Here is a 23,924-nt window from a genome sequence, read left to right as displayed (position 1 = left end):
CGTCCCGTCCTGTTTGGATGCGGCCAAGATCCGGTTACTCCATGTTTCGGATGCGCTTGATCGGATGGAGCGGATGCAGGGCGGCGATATGGTGCCGGCCGCCGGTGCGTTCGGCGATCAGGCCGCCTGCCAGCGCCTGGACGATCGGATAATCGTCGTTCTGCGGGGCGGACCTGCGGAATTCGCGCGCGAATACGCCCGCCGGGACCGCTGTCCATAACAGCGCGACGGCAAGCATCGTTATCCGCGAAAGGCCGGCGCGGCGGTACACAGGCTACAATTCCCCTTGTGATTATGTCCGTGGCGGGAAGAAAAGGTTCAACGCTTTTTTAGCAGAACGGCGCGGGTTCGCCATCGGCCAAACGTTAAATCCGCGCTGCAACCTGCGGTGTCGATTGAATCTGCGGTTGTAGCACCGTATGACGGCATATTGGCATCCGGGAACGGCTGGTCGTGAAGTTCGCTTTGAAGCTGTTGCACCTCGTGGTCGTGGCCGTCCTGCTTGTATCGCCGGCGCGCGCTGCGACCGAGATCATGTGGTGGCACGCGATGTCGGGCGAGCTCGGCAAGCAGCTCGAGAAGCTCGCCGCCGACTTCAACACCTCGCAATCCGACTACCGGATCGTGCCGGCCTACAAGGGCAACTACACCGAGACCGTCACCGCGGCGATCTTCGCCTTCCGCTCGCGCAGCCAGCCGGCGATCGTCCAGGTCAACGAGATTGCCACCGCAACCATGATGGCGGCGCGCGGCGCGATCTATCCGGTGTTCGAGCTGATGCGCGACCAATCGGAGGCGTTTGCACCGTCGGCCTATCTGCCCACGGTGGCCGGCTACTATGCCGATGTCGACGGCAACATGCTGTCATTCCCGTTCAATGCCTCGACGCCGATCCTCTACTACAACAAGGATATGTTCCGTTCGGCCGGGCTGGATCCGAGCCAGCCGCCGAAGACCTGGCCTGAGCTCGGCATCGTCGCGAAGCGGCTGCGTGCCGCCGGCGCGATGTGCGGAGTGACGACGTCATGGCCGTCGTGGATCAATGTCGAGAACTTCTCCGCGTTCCACAACCTGCCGATCGCAACCAAGGCCAACGGCTTTTCCGGGCTCGAGGCCCAGCTGATCTTCAACAACCCGCTGCTGGTGCGCCACATCGCGCAGCTCGCAAAATGGCAAGCCGACAAGACCTTCGACTATAGCGGTCGCGGGCAGGCGGCCGAGCCGCGCTTTCAGAAGGGCGAATGCGGCATCTTCATCGGCTCGTCGGGTACGCGCGCCGACATCAAGGCCAACTCCAAATTCGAGGTCGGTTACGGCATGATGCCGTACGAACCCGACGTGCAGGGCGCGCCGCAAAACTCGATCATCGGCGGTGCGACGCTGTGGGTGCTGCGCGACCGGCCGCGCGCCGAATATGCCGGGGTGGCGAAGTTCTTTGCCTATCTGTCGCGGCCGGAGGTGCAGGCCGCCTGGCATCAGAACACGGGGTACCTGCCGATCACCCGCGCCGCATTCGATCTGACCCGTGCGCAGGGCTTCTACGATCGCAATGCCGGCGCCTCGATCTCGATCGAGGAGGTCACGCTGAAGCCGCCGACCGACAATTCCAGGGGCGTCCGCCTCGGCTCGTTCGTCCTGATCCGCGACGTGATCGAGGAGGAGCTCGAGCAGGTGTTCGCCGGCAAGCGCTCCGCGCAGGCCGCGATGGATAACGCCGTCGAGCGCGGCAACCGCCTGCTGCGTCAGTTCGAGCGCGCCAATCCGGACCGGTGATGGTGGTGTCATGTTGCACAAGCGCTTCCCGTCATCCTGAGAGAATGTGAATGTATCGCTCACAAGCGGCGCCACACACTCAGGGTCGTCCTGGCGAAAGCCAGGACCCATTACCCCGGCCGCTCGTCGTTGCGCGAGGCTAGGGCCGCGATTCCCGCTTACAATCAAATTCGGTGGTTATGGGTCCTGGCTTTCGCCAGGACGACAGCGTTGAGAGGCCGCGCGCGAATGCCACTTCCACTCCTCACCGACTACGACGCCTACCGCGCCTGGCGCGGCGACAGCTCGCGCTGGCTGCCGGTCGCGCGCGATATTGCCGACGGCCACGGGCTGTCGCGCGTTGCGCCGCATGTGTTCTCGACCGGCACCAATCTCGTCATCGGGCTCGACGATGACCTGATCCTGAAGCTGTTCCCGCCGTTTCTGCGCCCGCAATTCGTGTCCGAACGCGGCGCGCTCGCACAGTTGCGCGGGGGGCTCGGCATTCCGATCCCCGACCTTGTCGCGGAGGGCGAGCGTGACGGCTGGCCGTATCTCGTCATCACCCGCCTGTCCGGCACCGTCGGTTCGGAGGTATGGCCATCGCTGTCGGAAGCCGAGCGCGAGCGCGTGCTCGCCGAGATCGGGGCCGCGATTGCCGAGGTGCAGCGCGTGCCGCCCGGCAGCCTGCTTGCGATCGAGCCGCGCTGGGAGGCCTTCATGCGCCGGCAGATCGCGCAGTGCCGGGCGCGGCACGAACGGCTCGGCCTGCCGGCGAAATTCCTCGCCGGGCTCGGCGATCTCCTGCATGAAGCCGCCGAACTGATCCCGATGAACCTGCCGCCGGTGATCCTGACCGGCGAATACATCCCGGAGAATTTCGTGCTGGGGCGCCGGGCCGACGGCTGGCACGTCGCCGGCCTGTTCGACTTCGGCGACGTCCGGACCGGATGGGGCGAGTACGACCTGCTCGGCCCCAGCGCCTTCATGGCCGCCGGGCATCCGCGCCGGGTGCGCAGCCTGTTCGACGGCTACGGCATCCCGCGCACTGAAGTGACGTTCACCCTGAAGCGGCGGTTGATGGCGCTGATGATGCTGCACTCGGCCAGCGATCCGCTGCGCCATATCTGCATCGCGGGCTGGCCGGATCGGGTCGATGACTTGGTGCAATTGCAGGAGCTGATCTGGCCCGGCTAGCAAACTCACCCAGGCGTGTCTGGGAGGTTTCTGCCTGTCTTGCTATGGTTTGCGCCTATGGGACCGTGGACCAGAGACGACGCCGTTACCGTTCTAAAGATCGCTCCGTTCTCCCTTGGGCTCGGAGTGCTCTGGGCGGTCGTCGGTCTTACCTCCTCCGGTGGAGGGTGGCTCTATGCAGCGATCTTTTTTGCCAGCGCGTTGGTGGAGGGCCCGATCCAATATCTAGGGGGACGTTACTACGACAGTCGCCACCCAAAAGAGTGAGCTTGTCTTGAACGGGCTGGTAAGGCGTGAGTTCGCTATCTCATGCCGGTCTTGCGGTGGCATTGATCGTTGGCCAGAAAGCAAGCATCGCTCATATGATGCTTATTTATTGATCAGATGATTCCCCTTTGTATGCAATTCGCTAGGTGCTAGATCGAAAGACCTTTGTCGATTTCTTCCATCCTTACAGTCGTTTAGTGCTTGATAAGGTTTCGTTAAGGGTTGGCACAATCCTTGCGAACTAAGTTCCACGGCCGTTCCCAAGGGCGTTGGAGCATCACATGAAGCGTCGCGAGTTCCTCAAATCGGTGTCTGGGCTGGCAGCGGGTGCGCTGGCGCCGACCGCGCCCGCGATCTGGTCTCCGGCAAAGGCCGACGCGCGCTCCGAGACGCTGCTGATCGTCTCCGAGGGCGGTCCCAACAATCTCGATATCCACGGCGTCGGCACCAACGTGCCCGGCTACGAGGTGTCGTGGAATTGCTACGACCGGCTGATCAGCCACGAGATGAAGAGCGGTCCGGGCGGTGTGCCCTATTACGACCGCGACAAGTTCAAGCCCGAGCTCGCCGAGGACTTCAACATCGGCGACATGTCGGTCACCTTCAAGCTGCGCAAGAACGCCAAATTCCATGACGGCACGCCGGTAACGGCGAAGGACGTCAAATGGTCGCTCGATCGCGCCGTCGGCGTCGGCGGCTTCCCGGCCTTCCAGATGAGCGCGGGCTCGCTGACCAAGCCCGAGCAGTTCGTGATCGTCGATGACTATACGGTGCGCGTCGACTTCCTGAAGAAGGACAGGCTGACGATCCCCGATCTCGCCGTGATCGTGCCCTGCGTCGTCAACTCCGAACTCGTGAAGAAGAACGCCAGCGAGAAGGATCCCTGGGGCCTCGAATTCACCAAGCAGCAGACCGCGGGCTCCGGCGCCTACAAGGTGACCAAATGGACCGCGGGCACCGAAGTGATTATGGAGCGCAACGACGACTGGGTCTGCGGTCCGATGCCGAAGATCAAGCGCGTGATCTGGCGCATGGTGCCGCAGGCCGGCAACCGCCGGGCGCTGCTCGAGCGCGGCGATGCCGACATCTCCTATGAACTGCCGTTCAAGGATTTCCAGGAGATGAAGACGAGCGGCAAGCTCAACGTGGTGTCGCTGCCGTTCTCCAACGGCATCCAGTATATCGGCATGAACGTCACCAAGCCGCCGTTCGACAATCCCAAGGTACGGCAGGCGATGGCCTACGCGATGCCGTATCAGAAGATCATGGATGCGGTGCTGTTCGGTCTCGCCAACCCGATGTTCGGCGCGGCAAAGGACAAGCCGACCGAGGTCGCCTGGCCGCAGCCGACCAAATATTACACCGACATGGAGAAGGCCAAGGCGTTGCTCGCCGAGGCCGGCTACCCCAACGGATTCGAGACCACGATCTCGTTCGATCTGAACTTCGCAGGCGTCAACGAGCCGCTCTGCGTGCTGGTGCAGGAGAGCCTCGCGCAGCTCGGCATCAAGACCACGATCAACAAGGTGCCCGGCGCCAACTGGCGCACCGAGCTGAACAAGAAGGACATGCCGCTGTTCACCAACGTGTTCTCGGGCTGGCTCGATTACCCCGAGTACTTCTTCTACTGGTGCTATCACGGCAACAATTCCGTCTTCAACACCATGAGCTACAAGTCGCCGGAGATGGACAGACTGATCGACGGCGCGCGCACCGCTGCCGCAACCGGCGACACCGCGGCCTACGATACCGACGTCAAGGGCTTCGTCGATCTCGCCTTCGCCGACATCCCGCGCATCCCGCTCTACCAGCCCTTCGTCAACGTCGCGATGCAGAAGAACGTGACGGGTTACGAATACTGGTTCCACCGCCGCCTCGACTATCGCGCGATGGCGAAGGGGTGAGGCGCTCATGCTGATCGTTCGCGATACCGCGGCGCGGGCCGCTCACTTTGGTGAGGTGAGCGCTACTCTCTCATTCCCTCCCCCCTTGCGGGGGAGGGGCAGGGAGAGGGGTACGCCGCATACTCGAAAGAACGACATCGACCGAGATCGTGCCAAGCCGTTGCGTCGCATCACGAACCACTCAGCGGGAGCGCGATTCCATCTCGCGTCGGAGCAAGCGGTACCCCTCTCCCCGACCCTCCCCCGCAAGGGGGGAGGGAGCCCTGCTAGTCCCGTTGCGGCGTTCCGGCGACGAACCGCGAGATCGCCATGCTGACCCTGATCTCCAAGCGGCTGCTGTTTGCGATCCCGTCGCTGATCGGGGTCGTGATCGTGACGTTCCTTTTGACGCGCGCGCTGCCGGGCGATCCCGCGGCGTATTTTGCAGGGCCTGCGGCAACGAAAGAGGCGGTCGACCAGATCAGGAAGAAGCTCGGTCTCGACAGGCCGCTGATCGAGCAGTTCGTCCGCTACAGCAACGATCTCGCCCATGGCGATCTCGGCACCTCGCTCACCACCGGCCAGCCGGTTGCGGCCGAGCTGCGCAACCGCCTGCCGGCATCGGCCGAACTGACCTTGCTCGGCCTTGTGGTCTCGATCGTGATCGCGATCCCGCTCGGCGTGCTGGCGGCGACCCGGCCGGGCTCCTGGATCGACCATCTCTGCCGCATCACCACGACGGCCGGCGTCTCGCTGCCGGTGTTCTTCACCGGGCTCGTGCTGGTCTACGTGTTCTATTTCCGGCTCGGCTGGGCGCCGGCGCCGCTCGGCCGGCTCGACGTGTTCTATAGCGCGCCGCCTACCATCACCGGCTTCTATCTCATCGACACGCTGATCGCGCGGGATTTCGAGGCGTTTCGTTCTGCGCTCAGCCAGCTGATTTTGCCGGCGGTGACGCTCGCGATCTTCTCGCTGGCGCCGATCGCGCGCATGACGCGCGCCTCGATGCTGGCGGTGCTGGCGTCCGATTTCGTCCGCACTGCGCGGGCCAGCGGCCTGTCGCCCGGCAAGGTGATCGTGACCTACGCCTTCCGCAACGCGATGCTGCCGGTCATCACCACGCTCAGCATGGTGTTCTCCTTCCTGCTCGGCGCCAATGTGCTGGTGGAGAAGGTATTCGCCTGGCCCGGCATCGGCTCCTACGCGGTCGAGGCGCTGATTGCGTCCGATTTCGCACCGGTTCAGGGCTTCGTGCTGACCATGGCGGTGATGTATGTCCTGCTCAATCTCCTGATCGACATCCTCTACGGCGTGATCGATCCCCGCGTCAGGCTGGAAGGCTAGAGCATGAGTACCGTTGCGCCGGCTGTCGAACCCGCAGGTCCCGCCCGCACATCCGGCCTTGCCGCGGTGTTCGAGCAGACCCGCTATGTGCTGGGCGAGAACAAGGTCACCGGCTTCGCCTTCGCGCTGCTGATCCTGATCCTGTTTGCCGCGCTGTTCGGACCCTATGTCGTGCCATACGACCCGCTTGCCTCCGACACCGCGGCCGCACTGAAGCCGCCGTCTGCCGCGCACTGGTTCGGCACCGATCAGCTCGGCCGCGACATCTTCAGCCGCGTCATCGTCGCGACCAGGCTGGACACCTTTATTGCGGTTGCCTCCGTGGTGCTGGTGTTCCTGATGGGCGGGCTGGCCGGCATCGCCGCGGGCTATTTCGGCGGCTGGACCGACCGTATCGTCGGCCGCATCGCCGATACCATCATGGCGTTCCCGCTGTTCGTGCTGGCGATGGGCATCGTCGCGGCGCTCGGCAACACCGTGCAGAACATCATCATCGCGACTGCGATCGTGAACTTCCCGCTCTATGCCCGCGTCGCGCGCGCCGAAGCAAATGTCCGCCGCAACGCCGGCTTCGTGCAGGCGGCGCGGCTCTCCGGCAATGGCGAATACCGCATCCTACTCGGGCACATCCTGCCCAACATCATGCCGATCATGATCGTGCAGATGTCCTTGACCATGGGCTATGCGATCCTCAATGCCGCGGGTCTCTCTTTCATCGGCCTCGGCGTTCGGCCGCCGACCGCGGAGTGGGGCATCATGGTTGCCGAGGGCGCCGGCTTCATGGTGTCGGGCGAATGGTGGATCGCACTGTTCCCGGGCCTTGCGCTGATGATCGCGGTGTTCTGCTTCAACCTGCTCGGCGACGGCCTGCGCGATATCGTCGACCCGCAGCGGAGGACGTGAGCGATGATGCGTTCCACTGACTACCTCGTCATGGCCGGGCATAGCCGTCCGAAGGACGGCGTCGCTTCCGCTCGCCTACGCCCGGCCATCCTTCGTGCGAAGCGCGAATTTGATCTTTCGATGGATGCGCGGGTCAAGCCCGCGCATGACGAATTGAGCGAGCGGAGGACCTGATGACTGTCTCGGCACGGTGTCACGTTACCGCTCCGCCACTTTGCATGGGGTTGTTTTCGATATTTTTTGGGAGGCGGGCATGACCGCCCAGCCCCTGCTCGACGTCAGCGACCTCACGGTCGAGTTCACGACGCGTCGCGGCATCGTCAAGGCGGTGCAGCACGTCAACATATCCGTCGGCAAGGGCGAGACCGTCGGCATCGTCGGCGAGTCCGGCTCCGGCAAGTCGGTGACGTCCTATGCCGTGATGCGGATCCTCGATCGCGCCGGCCGGATCGCCGAGGGCTCGGTGATGTTTTCCGGCATCGACGTCAAGGCGGCGACCGAAAGCCAGATGCGCGATCTGCGCGGCCGCGAAGTCTCGATGATCTTCCAGAATCCGCGTGCCGCGCTCAATCCGATCCGCAAGGTCGGGCACCAGATCGAGGACGTGCTGCGCCAGCATGTCCAGCAGGCGCAGGTCACCGATCGCGGCGAGAAGGCGATCGAGGCGCTGGAGCAGGTCAAGATCGCGCGTCCGCGCGAGCGCTACCACGCCTATCCGTTCGAACTCTCCGGCGGCATGTGCCAGCGCGTCGTCATCGCGCTCGCGCTGGCCTGCAATCCGCAGCTTCTGATCGCGGACGAGCCGACCACCGGCCTCGACGTCACCACCCAGAAGGCGGTGATGGATCTGATCGTCGAGCTGACCCGGCGCCGGGCGATGTCGACGATCCTGATCACGCATGATCTCGGCCTTGCGGCCGCATATTGCGACCGCGTCGTGGTGATGGAGAAGGGCCGCGTGGTCGAGACCGCGAAGTCGGCCGACATCTTCGCCGCGCCCCAGCACGACTACACCAGAAAGCTGATGCGCGCGACGCCGCGGCTCGGGGTGTCGCTGCGGGATCTGTTGCCGGAGGAGGAGGTGAACTCCCCGCGACAAACCTCCGTCATGGCCGGGCATAGCCGTCCGAAGGACGGCGTCGCTTCCGCTCGCCTACGCCCGGCCATCCATCGACCTCCGCAAGATGCGTCTTCCTCGATGGACCCCCGGGTCAAGCCCGGGGGTGACGAGAGACAACAACCCCTCCTGCTCGTCGAAAAGCTCGTCAAGGAATATCCGCGCCAGGGCGCGGGCTCGGTGCTGGCAAAACTGTTCGGCCGCAAGCCGCCGGTCGAGGAGGAGATTTTCCGCGCCGTCGACGCCATCAGCTTCTCGATCGACCATGGCGAGAGCGTCGGCCTGGTCGGCGAATCCGGCTGCGGCAAGTCGACGACGTCGATGATGGTGATGCGCCTGCTGGACCAGACCTCCGGCCGCATCGTGTTCGATGGCGAGGACATCGGCGGCGTCATGCCGCAGTCCTTTGCGCGGCTGCCGCGACGCAGTCAGATCCAGATCGTGTTCCAGGATCCGACCGACAGCCTCAACCCGCGGTTTACCGCCGCGCGCGCGATCGTGGACCCGATCATGCAGCTCGGCGACATCAGGGGGCGTAACGCGCTCCGCGACCGTTGCGAGGAGCTCGCGCGGCTGGTCGGCCTTCCGGTCAATCTCCTGGACCGCTTCCCGCATCAACTCTCCGGCGGCCAAAAGGCGCGCGTCGGCATCGCGCGCGCCATCGCGCTGCACCCGAAGCTCGTCGTCCTCGACGAGCCGACCGCCGCGCTCGACGTCTCGGTGCAGGCGGTGGTGCTCAATCTGCTACAGGACCTCAAGCAGTCGATGGGCATGAGCTATCTGTTCGTGTCGCACGACCTCAACGTGGTGCGGCTGCTCTGTGATCGCGTCATCGTGATGCGCGCCGGCCGCATCGTGGAGCAGGGCACATCGGAACACGTCTTGGGCAATCCGCAGGATGCCTATACAAGGGAGCTGCTGACGGCGATCCCGCATCCGCCGTTGCCGGTTGCCTGAGAAACTCACTGGGAGCGAAATGGCCGATCATCTCGACGACTACATCAATGCCGTCGCCCGCGCGATGGCGTTGCCGCTGGAAGACGACTGGCGTCCCGCGGTGCGCGCCAATCTCGACGTCTCGCTGCGGCTGGCGCGGCTGGTCGATGACTTCCCGCTGGCTGATGACGTCGCGTCGGCCGCCGTCTATTCGACCTGAGATCGCGATGTCCGAAAGTCCCGATTTCATGTCGGCCGCCGCAATCGCGCAGGCCGTATCCAGCCGCAAGATCACGGCGCTTGCCGCGACCGAGGCTGCGCTCGCGCGCATCGCTGCGCACGACAAGGTCCTCAACGCCTTCACCGACGTCACTGCCGATCGCGCCCGCGCCAAAGCCAAAGCCATCGATGCCGCGATCGCGGCCGGTCAACCCGTCGGCCCGCTTGCCGGCGTTCCCTTCGCGGTCAAGAACCTGTTCGACGTGCAGGGCCTCTCGACACGCGCGGGCTCGAAGATCAACCGCGACCTGCCGCCGTCGCCGCGCGATGCTGCGCTGATCGAGCGGATGGAGGCGGCCGGCGCCGTGCTGGTCGGCGCGCTCAACATGGGCGAATACGCCTACGACTTCACCGGCGAGAACGTGCATGATGGCCCATCGCGCAATCCGCATGATCCGACGCGGATGACCGGCGGCTCCTCGGGCGGCTCCGGCAGCGCCGTCGGCGGCGCGCTGGTGCCGATCGCGCTCGGCTCCGATACCAACGGCTCGATCCGCGTGCCGTCTTCGTTCTGCGGCACGTTTGGCCTGAAGCCGACCTATGGCCGGCTGTCGCGCGCGCGGTCCTATCCGTTCGTCGCGAGCCTCGACCATCTCGGTCCGCTGGCGCGCAGCGCCAAGGATCTCGCGCTGGCCTATGACGCGATGCAGGGACCTGACGCCGATGATCCGGCCTGCATCGTGCAGTCGGTGGAGCCGACCGTGCCGCTGCTTGCCAATGATATCGGCCGGCTGCGCATTGCGATCGCCGGCGGCTACTTCCAGCAGAACATGTTTCCCGAGGCTGTCGAAGCGATCGCGCGCGTGGCGAAGGCGCTCGGCGCCAAGCAGACCGTGGAGCTGCCGGAAGCGGCCCGCGCCCGCGCCGCCGCCTACATCATCACCACGACCGAGGGCGCCGCGCTGCATCTCGATCGGCTACGCCGGCGTCCCAACGATTTCGATCCAGCGGTGCGCGACCGCTTCATCGCGGGCGCGATGGTCCCGGCGGTCTATGTCGACAAGGCACAGAAATTCCGCCGCTGGTACCGCGCCAAGGTACTGGAGCTGTTCCAGTCGGTCGACGTGATCCTGGCGCCGGCGACGCCGTGCACGGCGCCGAAGCTCGGTCAGGTCAATTTCACGCTCGATGGTGTCGAGCTTCCGGTGCGCGCCAACATCGGTCTCCACACCCAGCCGATCTCCTTCATCGGACTGCCCGTGGTGGCCGTGCCGGTGCCGCTTGAACCGATGCCGATCGGCGTGCAGATCATCGCCGCGCCCTGGCGTGAGGATATCGCGCTGCGGGTCGCCTACGCGCTGGAACAGATGGGCGTTGCTGCGGCTCCCGCGCCGAGAGGGATCGGCGCATGATCCGGAAAAGTGAGAACCGGTTTTCCGACAAGATCGTGCGCGAGTGAGATGAAAGCATGGATATCGATCTTCCAGACGTGCTCGCCGAGGTCACCGCGCAGTTCGAGCGCTACGAGAGGGCGTTGGTGTCGAACGATGTTGCCGTGCTCGACGAGCTGTTCCGCAACGACAGCCGCACGCTGCGCTACGGCATCGGCGAGAACCTCTATGGCTATGCCGAGATCATGGCGTTTCGCGCCGGGCGCTCGTCGGTCGGCCTGATGCGCAGGATCGACCGCACCGTGATCACGACCTATGGCCGCGACACCGCGATCGCCTCGACGCTGTTCTATCGGGACAGCGCACCGGGTAGAGTGGGGCGTCAGATGCAGACGTGGATTCGTTTCCCCGAGGGCTGGAGAATCGTCGCGGCCCATGTCAGCGTCATCGATGAACCCAAAGGTGCTTGAAGGGCGCTCGAGGATGAGCCTGGACGATCTGCCGCAGGGCGCAGAAGCCGAGATGACGGTGCGCCGCATCGATCGGCCGTCGTCGCTGGTCGACAAGATCACCCGCGCCGAGGAACTGAGGCTGCAACTCGCCGACGAGATCGTGCGCGGCACGCTGCCGCCGGGCGCCGGGCTCGATGAGACCGATCTGGCGCGCCGCTTCAACGTCTCGCGTACGCCGGTGCGCGAGGCGCTGCGGCAGCTGGCCGCCAGCGGCCTGATCGACGCCCGTGCGCATCGCGGCGCGGTGGTGGCGCGGCCTTCGCTTGAAAGACTCACCGGCATGTTCGAGGCGATGGCCGAGCTGGAAGCGATGTGCGCCGGCCTTGCCGCCGAGCGGATGACGCCGGCGGAGCGACACGCGCTGGAGGCGGTCCATGAGGAACTGCGGGTGTTGAGCTACACCGGCAATCCCGAGCGCTTCCACGAGGTCAATGAGCGCTTCCACAACGCGATCTACGCTGGCTCGCAGAACGCCTATATCGCCGAGATCACGCTGGCGACGCGAGTGCGGGTGCAGCCGTTCCGCCGCGCCCAGTTCCGCAACCTCGGGCGGCTGGCAAAGTCCCACGCCGAGCACGACCGCGTCGTCGTCGCCATCATGCGCGGCGACAAGATAGGCGCTGCGGCTGCGATGCGCGCCCACATCGAGCAGGTGCGCGGGGAATACGAGACCTACGCGGTGTCGGTTTAGTTCCTCTTACCTCGCCCCGCTTGCGGGGAGAGGGAGCGCAGCGCGGCTAGGGCCTAGACCGTGGCCTTCTCCGCCATGAACGCCCGCCAGCCGCCATAGGCAGAAATATCCTTTGCGCCATTGATCGCGGCAGGCTCGACGATAAAGCCCTTGGCCTGTCGCCTATCAGCGAGCCTGATCGTGCCGATCGACAGCGGCGGCGGAATCGCGGCGACGAATTTTCCGAATGCGGCCGGCGACATCGCCCACAGCTCGAGCTTGATCGCATGACCTGCGCCCGCCTCGATGCGCAGCATGCCGGGTTTCGGTGGCGTGGTGTGGAGTGCGTAGAGCTTGTAGTCCGGTGCGGTCACCGCCTCTTCGAGCAGGCGCGCATTGAGCGTCGTCAATTCGTGGTTCAGCGCCATGCCGGAGAGATGCGCGCCGACCACCGCGACCGTGATCTCGTTGGATGCGGCCGGCGCCGGCACGGCAGCAAGCGGTGGCTGCGGCAGCGCCTTGGCGCCGAGCGCCAGTCCGGTGTCGGCGTGGAACACACGGCCGATGCCGGCAAGGTCGGCGTCGCGGCCGGCGGGGGCGAGCAGGGTGATCCCGAACGGCGCGCCGTCAGGCCGCATCGCCGCCGGCAGCGCCAGGCCGCAGAGATCAAGCAGGTTGACGAAATTGGTGTAGGTGCCGAGCCGCGAGTTGAGCTCGATCGGGTTGGCCAGCACATCGGCGGTAGAGTAGACCGTCGGCGCGGTCGGCAGCACGATGGCGTCACATTGCGTGAAGGTGCGCGCGGCGACGCGGCGCAGCGCTTGCAGGCGGTACAGCGCGGAGAAAGTATCGGCGGCGGTCGGCCGCGATCCGCCGATCGTGATCTCGCGCGTCACCGGATGGATCGCCTCGGGTGACGATGCCAGCAGGTCGCGGATCACGAGATAGCGCTCGGCGATCCACGGGCCCTCATAGAGCAGCCGCGCGGTCTCGTAGAACGGCTCGAGATCGAATTCGACGAGATCGGCGCCGAGCGCCTGCCAGCGCTTGCAGGCTTCGCCATAGGCTTTCTCGGCCTCGCGGTCGCCGAAGAAGATCAATTGGCCGCTTTTGGGAATGCCGAGCCTCAGCTTTGCCGGAAACGCCGCAAGCGGTGCCAGCGGCCGGTCGCGCGAGAACGGATCGGCGTCATCCGGCCCGGCCATCACGGCAAGTGCGGCCAATGCATCGTCGACGGTGAGCGAGAACACCGAGATGCAGTCGAGCGTGCGGCAGGCCGGCACCAGCCCCGCGTTCGAGATCAGCCCGAGGCTTGGCTTGAGACCGACGATGTTGTTGAGCATCGCCGGCACGCGGCCGCTGCCCGCGGTGTCGGTACCGAGTGAGAGCGGCACGAGGCCCGCCGATACCGCGACCGCGGAGCCCGAACTCGATCCGCCCGGCACGAGATCATCGCGCACCGGATTTCTGGGGATGCCGTAGGGCGAGCGCACGCCGACCAGGCCGGTGGCGAACTGGTCGAGATTGGTCTTGCCGATGATGATGGCGCCGGCGGCGCGCAGTCTGGCGACAACAGTGGAATCCTGCGCCGGCAAGTACGAGAACGCCGGGCAGGCGGCGGTGGTTGGCAGGCCCTCGACGTCGATATTGTCCTTCACCGCGACCGGCACGCCATAGAGCGGCAGCGCCGGATCCGCGAGCCGCTCGGCCTCGGCGAGCGCGTCCTGCTCGTCGCGCAGGCTGATGAAGACGGCGGGATCATTGTGCTCGCGGATGCGCTGGTAGCTGCGCGCCACGGTTTGTGCCGGCGTCAGGGTCCCGGCGCGGTGCGCGGCAACGATCGCGGCGACAGTTTCAGTCACGTGGTTGGCCCGTCTGTTGGGCGGCGAGGCATCGGATGCCCTCCGCGAGGGAATTGTAGCCTGATCGAAGCAAGCAGTGTGCCATTGTGTACAATTCGCCAGCGCAGCGACACGACAGATTATTACACAATATCAGTTGCTTGAAATGGTCGCTGGAAACTGATGCGGGCTGGCTTGCGAGTGGGTCTGCTCAATTTAGAGGCAAGTCTGATCAAGCCGAAATCTGATCGGCCGGTCAGGTGAAGCTGGCAAGGATCTGCAGCAGTCGCTCGCGGTTTTGCTTGCCGATCTTCTCGGCCACGTGCCGCTCATGTTCGGCGGCGAGGCGCTTGAAATGGGCCAGCGCGGTCTTGCCGCGCGCGGTCAAATGCAGCGCATGTGAGCGGCGGTCGGTGGCGGAGGGGATGCGGCTGACGAAGTCGCGTTCTTCCAGGCTGTCGAGCAGATGCACCAGGCGCGCGCGCTCGATCCCCAGCCGCTTTGCGACCGCCATCTGGCTCAAGCCCGGATTGGCCCCGATCACGGTCATGACCGAATATTGGGTCGGACGGATATCGACCGTCGCCAGCGTCTTGATGAAGTCCTGAAAGATCCAGAGCTGGAAGCGCCGCACCGCATACCCGGCGTGGCCGACCAGTGCGTCGAGGCCAATGTCATCGCTGGCGTCGCCGCCGTGCGCCCCGCCATTCGTCGCCCGCGCCTGGGGGCGGCGGATTGCCGCTGCCGTTCCTGCCGCCTTGCGCGACGTCTTTTGCTGGCTTGCCATGACGACGATGCTAGCGCGCCCGACGTGCGAGGGAAAGATTGTTGTTGACGACAACAATTGATGTCCGCAACATTATCACCAAAAGGCCCTGCCGGGATCGCGGCGCTGCGCACTGTTGCAGCGCGTCCCGACAAGACATGGGCGAGGAGGAAACCATGACGATGGCCGCCGCCAGCGGAGACAGTCCGCACCGCCTGTTCGCGACACCCGCAATCGTTGCCGAGCGCCGCGATGACGGCAGCATCCTGGTTCGATCCACCAGGCCGCTGAAGCCAGGCGCGCGCTGTGTCGGCGACTGGCTGGAACATTGGGCGCGGCAGGTGCCGGAGCGCATCTTCCTCGGCGAGCGCGCCAATGCCGAAGCGTCCTGGAGCACGGTCACCTATCGCGATGCCCTCGCCATCGTGCGCCGCACGGCATCGTGGGTTCTGGCGCAAGGGCTGAGCACTGAGCGGCCACTCGTCATCCTCTCCGACAACGGCATCGACCACGCGTTGCTCGCGCTCGCCGCCCAGCACGTCGGTGTGCCGTCGGCCGCGATCTCGCCGGCCTATTCGCTGATGTCGCGGGATTTCGACAAGCTAATGAGCATGATTGAGCTGCTCGATCCCGGCACTATCTATGTCACGAGCACAAAACCGTTCGCTGCGGCCCTTGCCGCGATCGCGCCGCTGCATCGCGCAACCATCGTCAGCGGCAATTCCGATGATGCCGACGCATTGCCGTTCCGTACCGTGGCAGCGACGCCGGAATCATCAGAGGTCGCCACGGCCTTTGCCGCAGTGACGCCCGACACGATCGCAAAATTCCTGTTCACCTCGGGCTCGACAGGCACGCCGAAAGCCGTGATCAACACCCAGCGTATGCTGACCTCGAGCCAGCAGGCCAAGGCGCAGACCTGGACGTTCCTCGAGAAGTCCCGCGACGAGTTGGTGATCCTGGACTGGCTGCCCTGGAGCCATACCTTCGGCGCCAATCACAATTTCAACCTGGTGCTGCGCAACGGCGGCACGCTCTATATCGACGGCGGCAAGCCGGCGCCCGGCCTGTTCGCGACCTCACTCGCCAATCTGCGCAGCGTGGTGCCGACGGTCTATTTCAACGTGCCGCGCGGCTTCGACATGCTGATCGCGGCGCTCCGCACCGACGAGGAACTGCGCCGCAAGTTCTTCGAAGGCACCAGATTCGCCTTCTATGCCGGCGCCGCGCTGCCGCAGAATCTGTGGGACGCGCTGGAGGAATTGTCGCTGCAAACGGTCGGCCGCAGGCTGCCGATGGTGTCGGCCTGGGGCTCGACCGAGACCTCGCCGCTGGCGACCGACTGTCACTTCCTTGCAAAGCGCTCCGGCAATATCGGCGTGCCGATCCCCGGCACCGAGCTGAAGCTCGTGCCGTCGGGCGACAAGCTCGAGGTCCGCGTGCGCGGGCCCAACGTCACGCCGGGCTACTGGAAGGCGCCCGAACTCACCGCCGAGGCCTTCGATGACGAGGGTTTTTACAAGATCGGCGACGCGGTGACCTTCGCCGATCCTGACAGGCCCGATCTCGGCCTGTTCTTCGACGGCCGCGTGGCCGAGGACTTCAAGCTCAATTCCGGCACCTGGGTCAGCGTCGGCACCCTGCGCGTCGCCGGCATCGCGGCGCTGGCGCCGCTCGCACAGGATATCGTCGTCGCGGGCCACGGCCGCGACGAGGTGCGCTTCCTGGTGTTTCCGAACCTCGCCGCCTGCCGTTCGCTGGCGGGACTGCCCGAGAGCGTCGGCGCGCAGGAGGTGATCGGCCATCCGGCGGTCCGTTCCGCGATCGGGCAGGGGCTGGCGCGGCTGAAGGCGCAGGGCGGCCATTCCTCCGGCCACGCCGCCCGAGCGCTGTTGCTCGCCGAGGCTGCCTCGGTCGACGGTGGAGAGATCACCGACAAGGGCTACATCAACCAGCGCGCCGTGCTGACGCGCCGCGCCGCAGCACTGGCGGTCCTGGAGGACGACGGGTCGTCCGAGCCGATCGCCTGCGCGGGGTCGTGACGTGATTTGTACCGGCGCGGTGTTGGGAGGACGCCACGCACACCGCCGTCGTCCCTGCGAAAGCAGGGACCCACACTCCGTGGCCGACGTTGTGTACAAAAGTCGTCGTTCCGCTGGTGTGCAATAATCGGCATTGGCGGTTATGGGTCCCGGCTCGGAGGCCGGGACGACACCGAGTTTGTGGCACGTTTGGCGGGCCCATTCATTTGAGCCGTCTGCACCGGTTCCTTGGGGCCTTGCTCAGCACGGGGTCGTATTTTTAGTTGCCAGAGCAACTAAGCTGTGCGAGTTTCCGTCCCAAGCGGGACAGGGCCGGTCAACGGCCATGCATTTGGGAGGACAATGTTGCGCAGCCAGGCGCGAACGGCACGCATCGGCAACCGGGCATCTACCGCGATGGCACAGGGTGCCGCCCGTGGCGCTGCCGTGCGGTCAGGTCGTGCTTTGCCCGGTCACGGCGCCGAGATTCTCGTGCAGCCGGCGCAGCAGGTCGATCAGTACCTCGCGCTCGTCCTTCTTCAGGCACGACAGCAGCCGCCGCTCGCGTTCCAGCGCGGCGACGATGACCTTGTCGTGGATGGCGCGGCCGCGCGCGGTCAGCGTGATCGAATGGGTGCGGCCGTCATCGGGCGCGGTGCGGATCGTCAGCAGGCCGCGCTTCTGCAGCGCCGCGAGGTTGCGGCTGACCGGCCCCTTGTCGAAGCCGATCACCTGGCAGATCCGGGAGGCGGGAATGCCCGGCTCGATCGCCAGCTGCGAGATGATTCGCCACTCGGTGACGTTGACGCCGAAATTCTTCTGGTAAAACGCGGTGGCACTGTTCGACAGCTTGTTGCCGATGAAGGTGATGAATGCCGGCACATAGCGATCGAGGTCCAGCAGCGGGCCATCGGTGGCATCTGCGGGATCGGCCGGTCTTGGCCGGCGGGGCTTTCGGGGGAGGGGCTGGCTGCTCATCTCTCAAATCATCGCTGCGAAACTGTTCGGGAGCAATAGACATGCGGCCCGTGTTGACAAGTTCAAACCTCGGGAGGTCCCGATGACTGCAACAGAAGGTGCGTCCGTCCCGCACCTCGACGTCGACCCGTTCGCGCTCGAGTTCTTCGCCGACCCGTTCCCGACCCATGAGCGGCTGCGCGAGGCCGGGCCGGTGGTCTATCTCGACAAGTGGAATGTCTACGGCGTGGCGCGCTACGCCGAGGTCCATGCGGTCCTGAACGATCCCGCGACGTACTGCTCCAGCCGCGGCGTCGGCTTGAGCGACTTCTCCAGGGAGAAGCCGTGGCGGCCGCCCAGCCTGATCCTGGAGGCCGACCCGCCGGCGCATACCCGCACCCGCACTGTGCTGAGCACCGTGCTGTCGGCGACCGTGATGAAGCAGCTTCGCGGGCGATTTGCCGCCGCCGCGGAGGCCCGCGTCGATGCGCTGCTGGAGAAGCGCCGTTTCGACGCGATCGAGGACTTGGCGGAAGCCTATCCGCTGTCGATCTTCCCGGATGCGCTGGGGCTGCGGCCGGAGGGCCGCGAGCATCTGCTGCCTTACGCAAGCCTGGTGTTCAACGCGTTCGGGCCGCCGAACGAACTGCGCAAGCAGGCAATCGAGCGCTCCGCGCCGCACCAGGCCTATATCGCCGAGCAGTGCCAGCGCGACAATCTCACCCCGGGCGGTATCGGCGCCTGTATCCACGCCCATGTCGATAGCGGTGCCATCACCGCGACCGAGGCGCCGCTCCTGGTGCGCTCGCTGCTGTCGGCCGGTCTCGACACGACCGTCAACGGCATCGGCGCCGCCGTCTACTGCCTCGCCCGCTTCCCCGACCAGTTCCAGAGGCTGCGCGGCGATCCGACGCTGGCGCGCAACGCTTTCGAGGAGGCCGTGCGGTTCGAAAGTCCGGTCCAGACTTTCTTCCGCACCACGACCCGCGACGTCGAGCTCAGCGGGGCCAGCATCCCCGAAGGCGAGAAGGTGCTGATGTTCCTGGCTGCGGCCAATCGTGATCCGCGCCGCTGGGATGAGCCCGATAGCTACGACATCACGCGTCGTACCTCGGGTCATGTTGGCTACGGTTCGGGCATCCATATGTGTGTCGGCCAACTCGTCGCCCGCCTCGAAGGCGAAGTGATGATGGCGGCGCTGGCGCGTCGTGTCGCGAAGATCGAAATCACCGGCGAGCCAAAGCGCCTTTTCAACAACACGCTGCGCGGGCTCACCAGCCTGCCGGTCGAGATCACGCCGGTCTGACGAGAGGCTCGATACCGGCAAAAGGTCGGTCGAGGAAACATGGGGGTGGAGACGATGAGGGGCTTTGGGGTTGGACGATTTAGGATTGGACTTGCGCTGGCATTGGCCTGCGCCGCGGGCAGCGCACGCGCGGAGATGTCCGGCGACGTGGTGCGCGTCGGCGTGCTCAACGATATTTCCGGCATCTTCCAGGACACCAACGGCATGGGCTCGGTGGAAGCCGTGCGCATGGCCGCGGAAGATTTCAACGGCGGCGGCAAGGGCATCAAGGTCGAGATCGTCTATGCCGATCACCAGAACAAGGCCGACGTGGGATCTGCGATCGCACGCAAATGGCTCGATGTCGAGGGTGTCGATGCCATTGTCGACGTGCCGAACTCGGCCGTCGGCCTCGCGATCAACACCGTGCTGCGCGACTCCAGGATGACGTTCCTGGCGTCGTCGACCGCGAGCTCCGATCTCACCGGCAAGGCCTGCTCGCCGAACACCATTCAATGGGTCAACGACGCCTGGGCGACCGGCAACACCACGGCCGCCGCGATGATGCAGCGCGGCGGCAAGGACTGGTATTTTGTGACCGTCGACTACGCACTCGGCAAGGGCATCGAAGCCGAAGCGACGAACTACATCGAGAAGCACGGCGGCAAGGTGCTTGGCTCGAGCAAGCATCCGCTCGGCACGTCGGACTTCGCGTCCTTCCTGCTGCAGGCGCAGAACTCAAAAGCAAAAGTGATCGGCCTCGCCAATGCCGGCGGCGACACCATCAACGCGGTGAAGCAGGCGGCCGAGTTCGGCATCCAGCAGGGTGGCCAGACCTTGGTGGCGTTCCTGCTGTTCGTGAACGACGTCCACGGCATGGGCCTGAAGGTCGCCCAGGGCCTGCAACTGCTCGAAGCCTTCTACTGGGACATGAACGACGACACCCGCGCGTTCGCAAAACGCTTCGCCGCGCGTCCCGGCATGAACGGCAAGATGCCGAGCGGCAACCAGGCCGGCGTCTACGCATCGACGCTCGCCTATCTCAACGCCGTCGCCGCCACCGGCAGCGACGACGCCAAGGTCGTGGTGCCGCAGATGAAGACCTTCAAGGGCAAGGACAAACTGTTCGGCGAGACCACGATTCGCCAGGACGGCCGCGTCATCCACCCGATGTATCTGTTCGAGGTGAAGAAGCCGGAGGAGTCGAAATACCCCTACGACTATTACAAGCTGATCGCGACCATTCCGGCCGAGCAGGCATTCCGGCCGATCGCCGATGGCGGCTGCTCGCTGGTGAAGTGAGCCGCGCTCCGTTTGCCTCGCCCCGCTTGCGGGGAGAGGCCGACGCGCTCGAAGAGCGCGGCGGGTGAGGGGGACTCTCCGCGAGTTGTGCTCGTGGATGAAGCCCCTCACCCTAACCCTCTAAGAGCGAGCTTCGCTCGTCTCGACCCCGTAAGAACGGGGAGAGGGAGAAGACCTAGAGCATGATCCGGAAAAGTGTGAAGCGGTTTTCCGAAAAGATCATGCTCAAACAATGAGCTAAAGCGCGATGGCGATTCAACCCAATCTCATCGCGCTTTAGGCCGCCTTCGGGCTCGCTGCCCCGTCAGCCACCTTCACCCGCCCCAGCATCTCGGCCGCCGTCATGACATGCGCCGTTGAGAACGCGAGGATCGTCAGCGTGGCGCGGTGCACCTCTTCGGCCGACAGGGCGCCCTGGCCGACATCCGGATAGTCGAACGTGCCCGTCGCATCCGACAGGAAGACGACCTTGTAATTGTGGAACATGGCGTCTCGCGCGGTGGCGTGGCAGCAGTTCTCGGTCGTCGTTCCCGAGATGATCACCGTCGTGATGCCCCATTCGCGCAGGATGAGGTCGAGGTCGGTGGCGAAGAACGCGCTATAGCGGTGCTTCTTGATGACATGCTCGCCTCGTGCGGGTGCGAGGTCGTTGAAGATCTCGACGCCCTCGGTGCCGTCGACCAGTGACGACCGGTCGGCGATCGGTGAATAGAGATCGTCGTATAGCCCCATGTCACTGCCGTCGCGGCGATGCACATGCGCGGTGTAAATGACGCGGATGCCCTTGTCGCGGCAGGCCTTCAGGGTCTGCGCCAGCCGCGGCACCATGGCGGCGGCCTGCGCCGAACGCAGCTTGGCGCCCTCGGCCACGAAATCGTTCTGCATGTCGACCACGATCATGACGGTGCTGGCGGGATCGATGACGTCGCATTGGTAGCCCATCCGGTGTCTCCTCTCCTGGTGGGAGACATTTTCTACATCCGCCGCGGCAGCCGTTCTTGGCTGCGCTGGCCAGTCATTGGACTCTGCTTGCCAGAATGCAGGGGTGGACGCAGAATATCCCGCTGCCGGGTTGGGCAGGAGCAAGGTCCGATGCAGACCCCAGATCACACAGTCGTCGCGCAAACGCTGGTCGCGCCGGGTGACGGTTTCGACCGCTGGCATCACGTCACCTGCCGCGAATTCTCGCTGACCGAATGCCGCCGCGTCGCCGACGAGGCGTTTGTCGCGTCGATCTCGATCCGCAATTTCGGACCGCTTGCGATCAACGACATCTGGTCGTCGACGCCGGCTGCCGACCGCATCCGGGTGATGCGCAGCGCGAGCGACGTCCGCAAGGACCCGCGCGACTATTTCATGCTGTGGCTCACATTGCGCGGCGAGGTCAGCTTCGCGCAGGGCGGCCGCGAGGTGCACATGCGCCGCGGCGATCTCATGCTGCATGACCAGGCGCAGCCCTTCACGCTCGAATTCGCCCCCAGCGCGCGTTCGATCATGGTGTCGATCCCGCGGCCGCTGCTGCTTGCGCGCCTGCCGGATGCGCAGCGGCTGACGGCCCGGCGGGTCGGCCACACGTCAAAAGTCGGAGCGCTGGCGGGATCGTTGATGCGCCGGCTCACGCGGCTTGATAACGAGGCCGGGCCCGCTGTGAACCGGCTTGGCGCCTCAGTGCTCGATATTTTCGCGACCACGCTCCAGACCGAGCTGACGGACGATGCGCCCCAGCGCGGCGATGAACGGCTGGCGCGGGTCAAGGCCTACATCGTGGTCAATCTCGACGACCCCGAGCTCGATCTCGATGCGATCGCCACGGCGCAGAACATGGCGCCGCGGACGCTCAATCGCCTGTTTGCGCGCGAGGGCACGACGCCGATCCGCTGGCTCTGGCAGCAGCGCCTTGCCGGCGCCTACCAAGCGCTGGCCGAACGGCGCTTCACTCACGTGACCGATGTCGCGCTGAGCTTCGGCTTCAGCGACGTCTCGCATTTCAGCCGCGCCTTCAAGGCTGCGTTCGGCCGGTCGCCGCACCAGGTGATGGGGTGATGGGGCGCGGATCGTCGCGCGATGGTGGCGTCGCGGCACCGGTCGCGATTCCGTCATCCCCGCGCAAGGGCGAAGCCTTTGCGCGGGGATCACGGAGATAGAGTGAGCGCGCGTAACCTCGCGATAGCTTACTGCGCGACCTTGCTGCTGCCTTGCGTGATCAGCCGCGCGGCGCGCTGGTCGCGGGTGTGGATCCAGAGCCAGTTCATCGCCACCGCAATCCGATGGCGCACGCCGATCAGGAAGTAGATGTGGGCGAGACCCCAAATCCACCATGCCAGAGAGCCGCGCAGCTTGAGCCAACCGAAATCGATGACCGCCTTCTTCTTGCCGATCTGGGCGAGGCTGCCGGCATGCTTGTAACGGAACGGCGGCAGCGTCTTGCCGTCGAGCCGGGCCTTGATCAGTGCGGCGACATAGCGCCCCTCCTGCTTGGCGGCCGGCGCGATGCCGGGCACCGGATTGCCGTCGGGGCCCTTGATGGTGACGGTATCGCCGACGGCGAAGATATCGGGATGGCCCGGCACGGTGAGATCGGGCTCGACCTGCAGCCGATGGGCGCGATCGGCCGGCGCGTTCAGCCATTCGGCGGCGCGCGAGGCGCGCACGCCGGCGGCCCAGACGATGGTGCGCGCCGCGAGCTTCTTGCCGCCGAACACCACGCCGTCGGCCGAGCATTCGGTGACAGGCTCGCCCAGCATCACCTCGACGCCGAGTTTTTCCAGCGACGTTTGTGCATAGGCCGAGAGATCGTCGGGAAATCCCGCCAGCACGCGTGAGCCGGCCTCGATCAACACCACGCGCGCCTTGCGCGTGTCGATGTGACGGAAGTCTTGCGGCAGCGTGTCCTTGGCGAGGTCGGCGATGGTGCCGGCCATCTCGACGCCGGTCGGCCCGGCGCCGATGATGACGAAGGTCAGCAGCGCGGCGCGCGCGTCCGGATCGGTCTCGCGTTCGGCACGCTCGAAGGCGACCAGGATGCGCCGCCGCAACGTGGTGGCGTCCTCCAGCGTCTTCAGGCCGGGCGCGAACGGTTCCCATTCGTCATGGCCGAAATAGGCGTGGCGCGCGCCGGTGGCGAGGATCAGGGTGTCGTAGGGAATGCTGCCGCCGTCGTCGAGCTGCACGCATTTCGCTGCCGCGTCGACACCGCAGACATTGGCGAACAGCGTCGTCACCTCGGGCCGGTCGCGCAGAAGATAGCGGATCGGCCAGGCGATCTCGCTGGTTGCAAGCGATGCGGTCGCGACCTGATAGAGCAGCGGCTGGAACAGATGGTGATTGCGGCGGTCGATCAGCGTGATCTCGACCGGCGCGCCTACGAGACCGAAGGCGGCTTCCAGCCCGCCGAAGCCGGCGCCGACGATCACCACGCGATGAGGTTTGGCCGGCGCTTGCGTCATCGGATGTCGCCCTCGGTTTCGAACGGCTTCGTCGTCTGATTATGTAGTCATTCGCAGCCTCATTCCAACACGAAATGCCCGATCGCCCGATAGCAAAACCCGATCGCCGCAAGCC

At 65.4% G+C, this 23,924-nt stretch carries 20 protein-coding genes; 14 read left to right on the top strand and 6 right to left on the bottom strand.

The genetic code is table 11. The annotated features are described in order from the left end of the window. Positions 1-34: 34 nt before the first annotated feature. Positions 35-271 carry a hypothetical protein gene (locus ABIB78_RS22655; protein ID WP_429028790.1) on the bottom strand — a complete coding sequence of 79 codons (237 nt, stop codon included), beginning with the start codon at positions 269-271 and terminating at the stop codon, positions 35-37. Positions 272-453: 182 nt separating this feature from the next. Here ABIB78_RS22655 and ugpB point away from each other — a divergent pair, with 182 nt between their 5' ends. The 10 genes from ugpB (at position 454) to ABIB78_RS22605 (ending at position 12,212) form a co-directional block, all read left to right on the top strand. Continuing rightward, complete coding sequence (ugpB, locus tag ABIB78_RS22650) at positions 454-1,773, top strand: sn-glycerol-3-phosphate ABC transporter substrate-binding protein UgpB (protein ID WP_429028788.1); 1,320 nt, start codon at positions 454-456, stop codon at positions 1,771-1,773. Positions 1,774-2,001: 228 nt separating this feature from the next. Further along, entirely contained in the window at positions 2,002-2,949 is a 948-nt protein-coding gene (locus ABIB78_RS22645; RefSeq protein WP_429028786.1) for an aminoglycoside phosphotransferase family protein, read from the top strand. 548 nt (positions 2,950-3,497) lie between these two features. Further along, positions 3,498-5,120 carry an ABC transporter substrate-binding protein gene (locus tag ABIB78_RS22640; protein ID WP_429028784.1) on the top strand — a complete coding sequence of 541 codons (1,623 nt, stop codon included), beginning with the start codon at positions 3,498-3,500 and terminating at the stop codon, positions 5,118-5,120. Positions 5,121-5,429: 309 nt separating this feature from the next. After that, positions 5,430-6,443, top strand: a complete 1,014-nt coding sequence (locus ABIB78_RS22635; protein ID WP_429028781.1) for an ABC transporter permease — start codon at positions 5,430-5,432, stop codon at positions 6,441-6,443. Positions 6,444-6,446: 3 nt separating this feature from the next. Further along, the gene (locus tag ABIB78_RS22630) at positions 6,447-7,346 is read left to right on the top strand and encodes an ABC transporter permease (protein ID WP_429028778.1); all 900 of its coding nucleotides are present in this window, start codon (positions 6,447-6,449) and stop codon (positions 7,344-7,346) included. A 253-nt stretch (positions 7,347-7,599) separates the two neighbouring features. Further along, entirely contained in the window at positions 7,600-9,420 is a 1,821-nt protein-coding gene (locus ABIB78_RS22625; protein ID WP_429028775.1) for a dipeptide ABC transporter ATP-binding protein, read from the top strand. A gap of 19 nt (positions 9,421-9,439) precedes the next feature. Next, positions 9,440-9,619: a DUF4089 domain-containing protein gene (locus ABIB78_RS22620; RefSeq protein ID WP_429028773.1), complete on the top strand. Its 180-nt coding sequence runs from the start codon at positions 9,440-9,442 to the stop codon at positions 9,617-9,619. A gap of 28 nt (positions 9,620-9,647) precedes the next feature. Beyond that, on the top strand, positions 9,648-11,030 hold the full coding sequence (locus ABIB78_RS22615) for an AtzE family amidohydrolase (RefSeq protein ID WP_429028915.1): 1,383 nt from the start codon (positions 9,648-9,650) through the stop codon (positions 11,028-11,030). A gap of 56 nt (positions 11,031-11,086) precedes the next feature. Continuing rightward, the gene (hpxZ, locus tag ABIB78_RS22610; RefSeq protein WP_429028770.1) at positions 11,087-11,479 is read left to right on the top strand and encodes an oxalurate catabolism protein HpxZ; all 393 of its coding nucleotides are present in this window, start codon (positions 11,087-11,089) and stop codon (positions 11,477-11,479) included. 13 nt (positions 11,480-11,492) lie between these two features. After that, entirely contained in the window at positions 11,493-12,212 is a 720-nt protein-coding gene (locus ABIB78_RS22605) for a GntR family transcriptional regulator (RefSeq protein ID WP_429028767.1), read from the top strand. 53 nt (positions 12,213-12,265) lie between these two features. On the opposite strand, the gene atzF is transcribed toward ABIB78_RS22605, so the two are convergent. Beyond that, the gene (gene atzF, locus ABIB78_RS22600; RefSeq protein WP_429028764.1) at positions 12,266-14,053 is read right to left on the bottom strand and encodes an allophanate hydrolase; all 1,788 of its coding nucleotides are present in this window, start codon (positions 14,051-14,053) and stop codon (positions 12,266-12,268) included. A gap of 235 nt (positions 14,054-14,288) precedes the next feature. Further along, complete coding sequence (locus ABIB78_RS22595) at positions 14,289-14,819, bottom strand: MarR family winged helix-turn-helix transcriptional regulator (protein ID WP_429028761.1); 531 nt, start codon at positions 14,817-14,819, stop codon at positions 14,289-14,291. Between the two features lie 155 nt (positions 14,820-14,974). Here ABIB78_RS22595 and ABIB78_RS22590 point away from each other — a divergent pair, with 155 nt between their 5' ends. Next, positions 14,975-16,840: a feruloyl-CoA synthase gene (locus ABIB78_RS22590; protein WP_429028758.1), complete on the top strand. Its 1,866-nt coding sequence runs from the start codon at positions 14,975-14,977 to the stop codon at positions 16,838-16,840. 432 nt (positions 16,841-17,272) lie between these two features. Here the strand turns inward: ABIB78_RS22590 and ABIB78_RS22585 are convergent, their stop codons facing one another. Next, positions 17,273-17,797 carry a MarR family winged helix-turn-helix transcriptional regulator gene (locus ABIB78_RS22585; RefSeq protein WP_429028756.1) on the bottom strand — a complete coding sequence of 175 codons (525 nt, stop codon included), beginning with the start codon at positions 17,795-17,797 and terminating at the stop codon, positions 17,273-17,275. A gap of 82 nt (positions 17,798-17,879) precedes the next feature. Here ABIB78_RS22585 and ABIB78_RS22580 point away from each other — a divergent pair, with 82 nt between their 5' ends. Both ABIB78_RS22580 and ABIB78_RS22575 read left to right on the top strand, forming a co-directional pair. Further along, positions 17,880-19,082: a cytochrome P450 gene (locus ABIB78_RS22580; protein ID WP_429028754.1), complete on the top strand. Its 1,203-nt coding sequence runs from the start codon at positions 17,880-17,882 to the stop codon at positions 19,080-19,082. Between the two features lie 135 nt (positions 19,083-19,217). Then, the gene (locus ABIB78_RS22575; RefSeq protein WP_429028914.1) at positions 19,218-20,363 is read left to right on the top strand and encodes an ABC transporter substrate-binding protein; all 1,146 of its coding nucleotides are present in this window, start codon (positions 19,218-19,220) and stop codon (positions 20,361-20,363) included. Between the two features lie 276 nt (positions 20,364-20,639). Here the strand turns inward: ABIB78_RS22575 and ABIB78_RS22570 are convergent, their stop codons facing one another. Further along, a complete protein-coding gene (locus tag ABIB78_RS22570; RefSeq protein WP_429028751.1) occupies positions 20,640-21,305 on the bottom strand; it encodes a cysteine hydrolase family protein in 666 nt (221 codons plus the stop codon). A gap of 150 nt (positions 21,306-21,455) precedes the next feature. On the opposite strand from ABIB78_RS22570, the gene ABIB78_RS22565 reads away from it, so the two are divergent. After that, positions 21,456-22,406: a helix-turn-helix domain-containing protein gene (locus ABIB78_RS22565; RefSeq protein WP_429028748.1), complete on the top strand. Its 951-nt coding sequence runs from the start codon at positions 21,456-21,458 to the stop codon at positions 22,404-22,406. Between the two features lie 128 nt (positions 22,407-22,534). Here ABIB78_RS22565 and ABIB78_RS22560 read toward each other — a convergent pair whose 3' ends face one another. After that, entirely contained in the window at positions 22,535-23,809 is a 1,275-nt protein-coding gene (locus ABIB78_RS22560; protein WP_429028745.1) for an NAD(P)/FAD-dependent oxidoreductase, read from the bottom strand. Positions 23,810-23,924: the final 115 nt, after the last annotated feature.

Source organism: Bradyrhizobium sp. I1.14.4 (assembly GCF_050435825.1).
Taxonomy (GTDB): domain Bacteria; phylum Pseudomonadota; class Alphaproteobacteria; order Rhizobiales; family Xanthobacteraceae; genus Bradyrhizobium.
The sequence above is the reverse complement of the archived record's forward strand: the minus strand, read 5'-3'. Positions and strand labels throughout refer to the sequence as shown.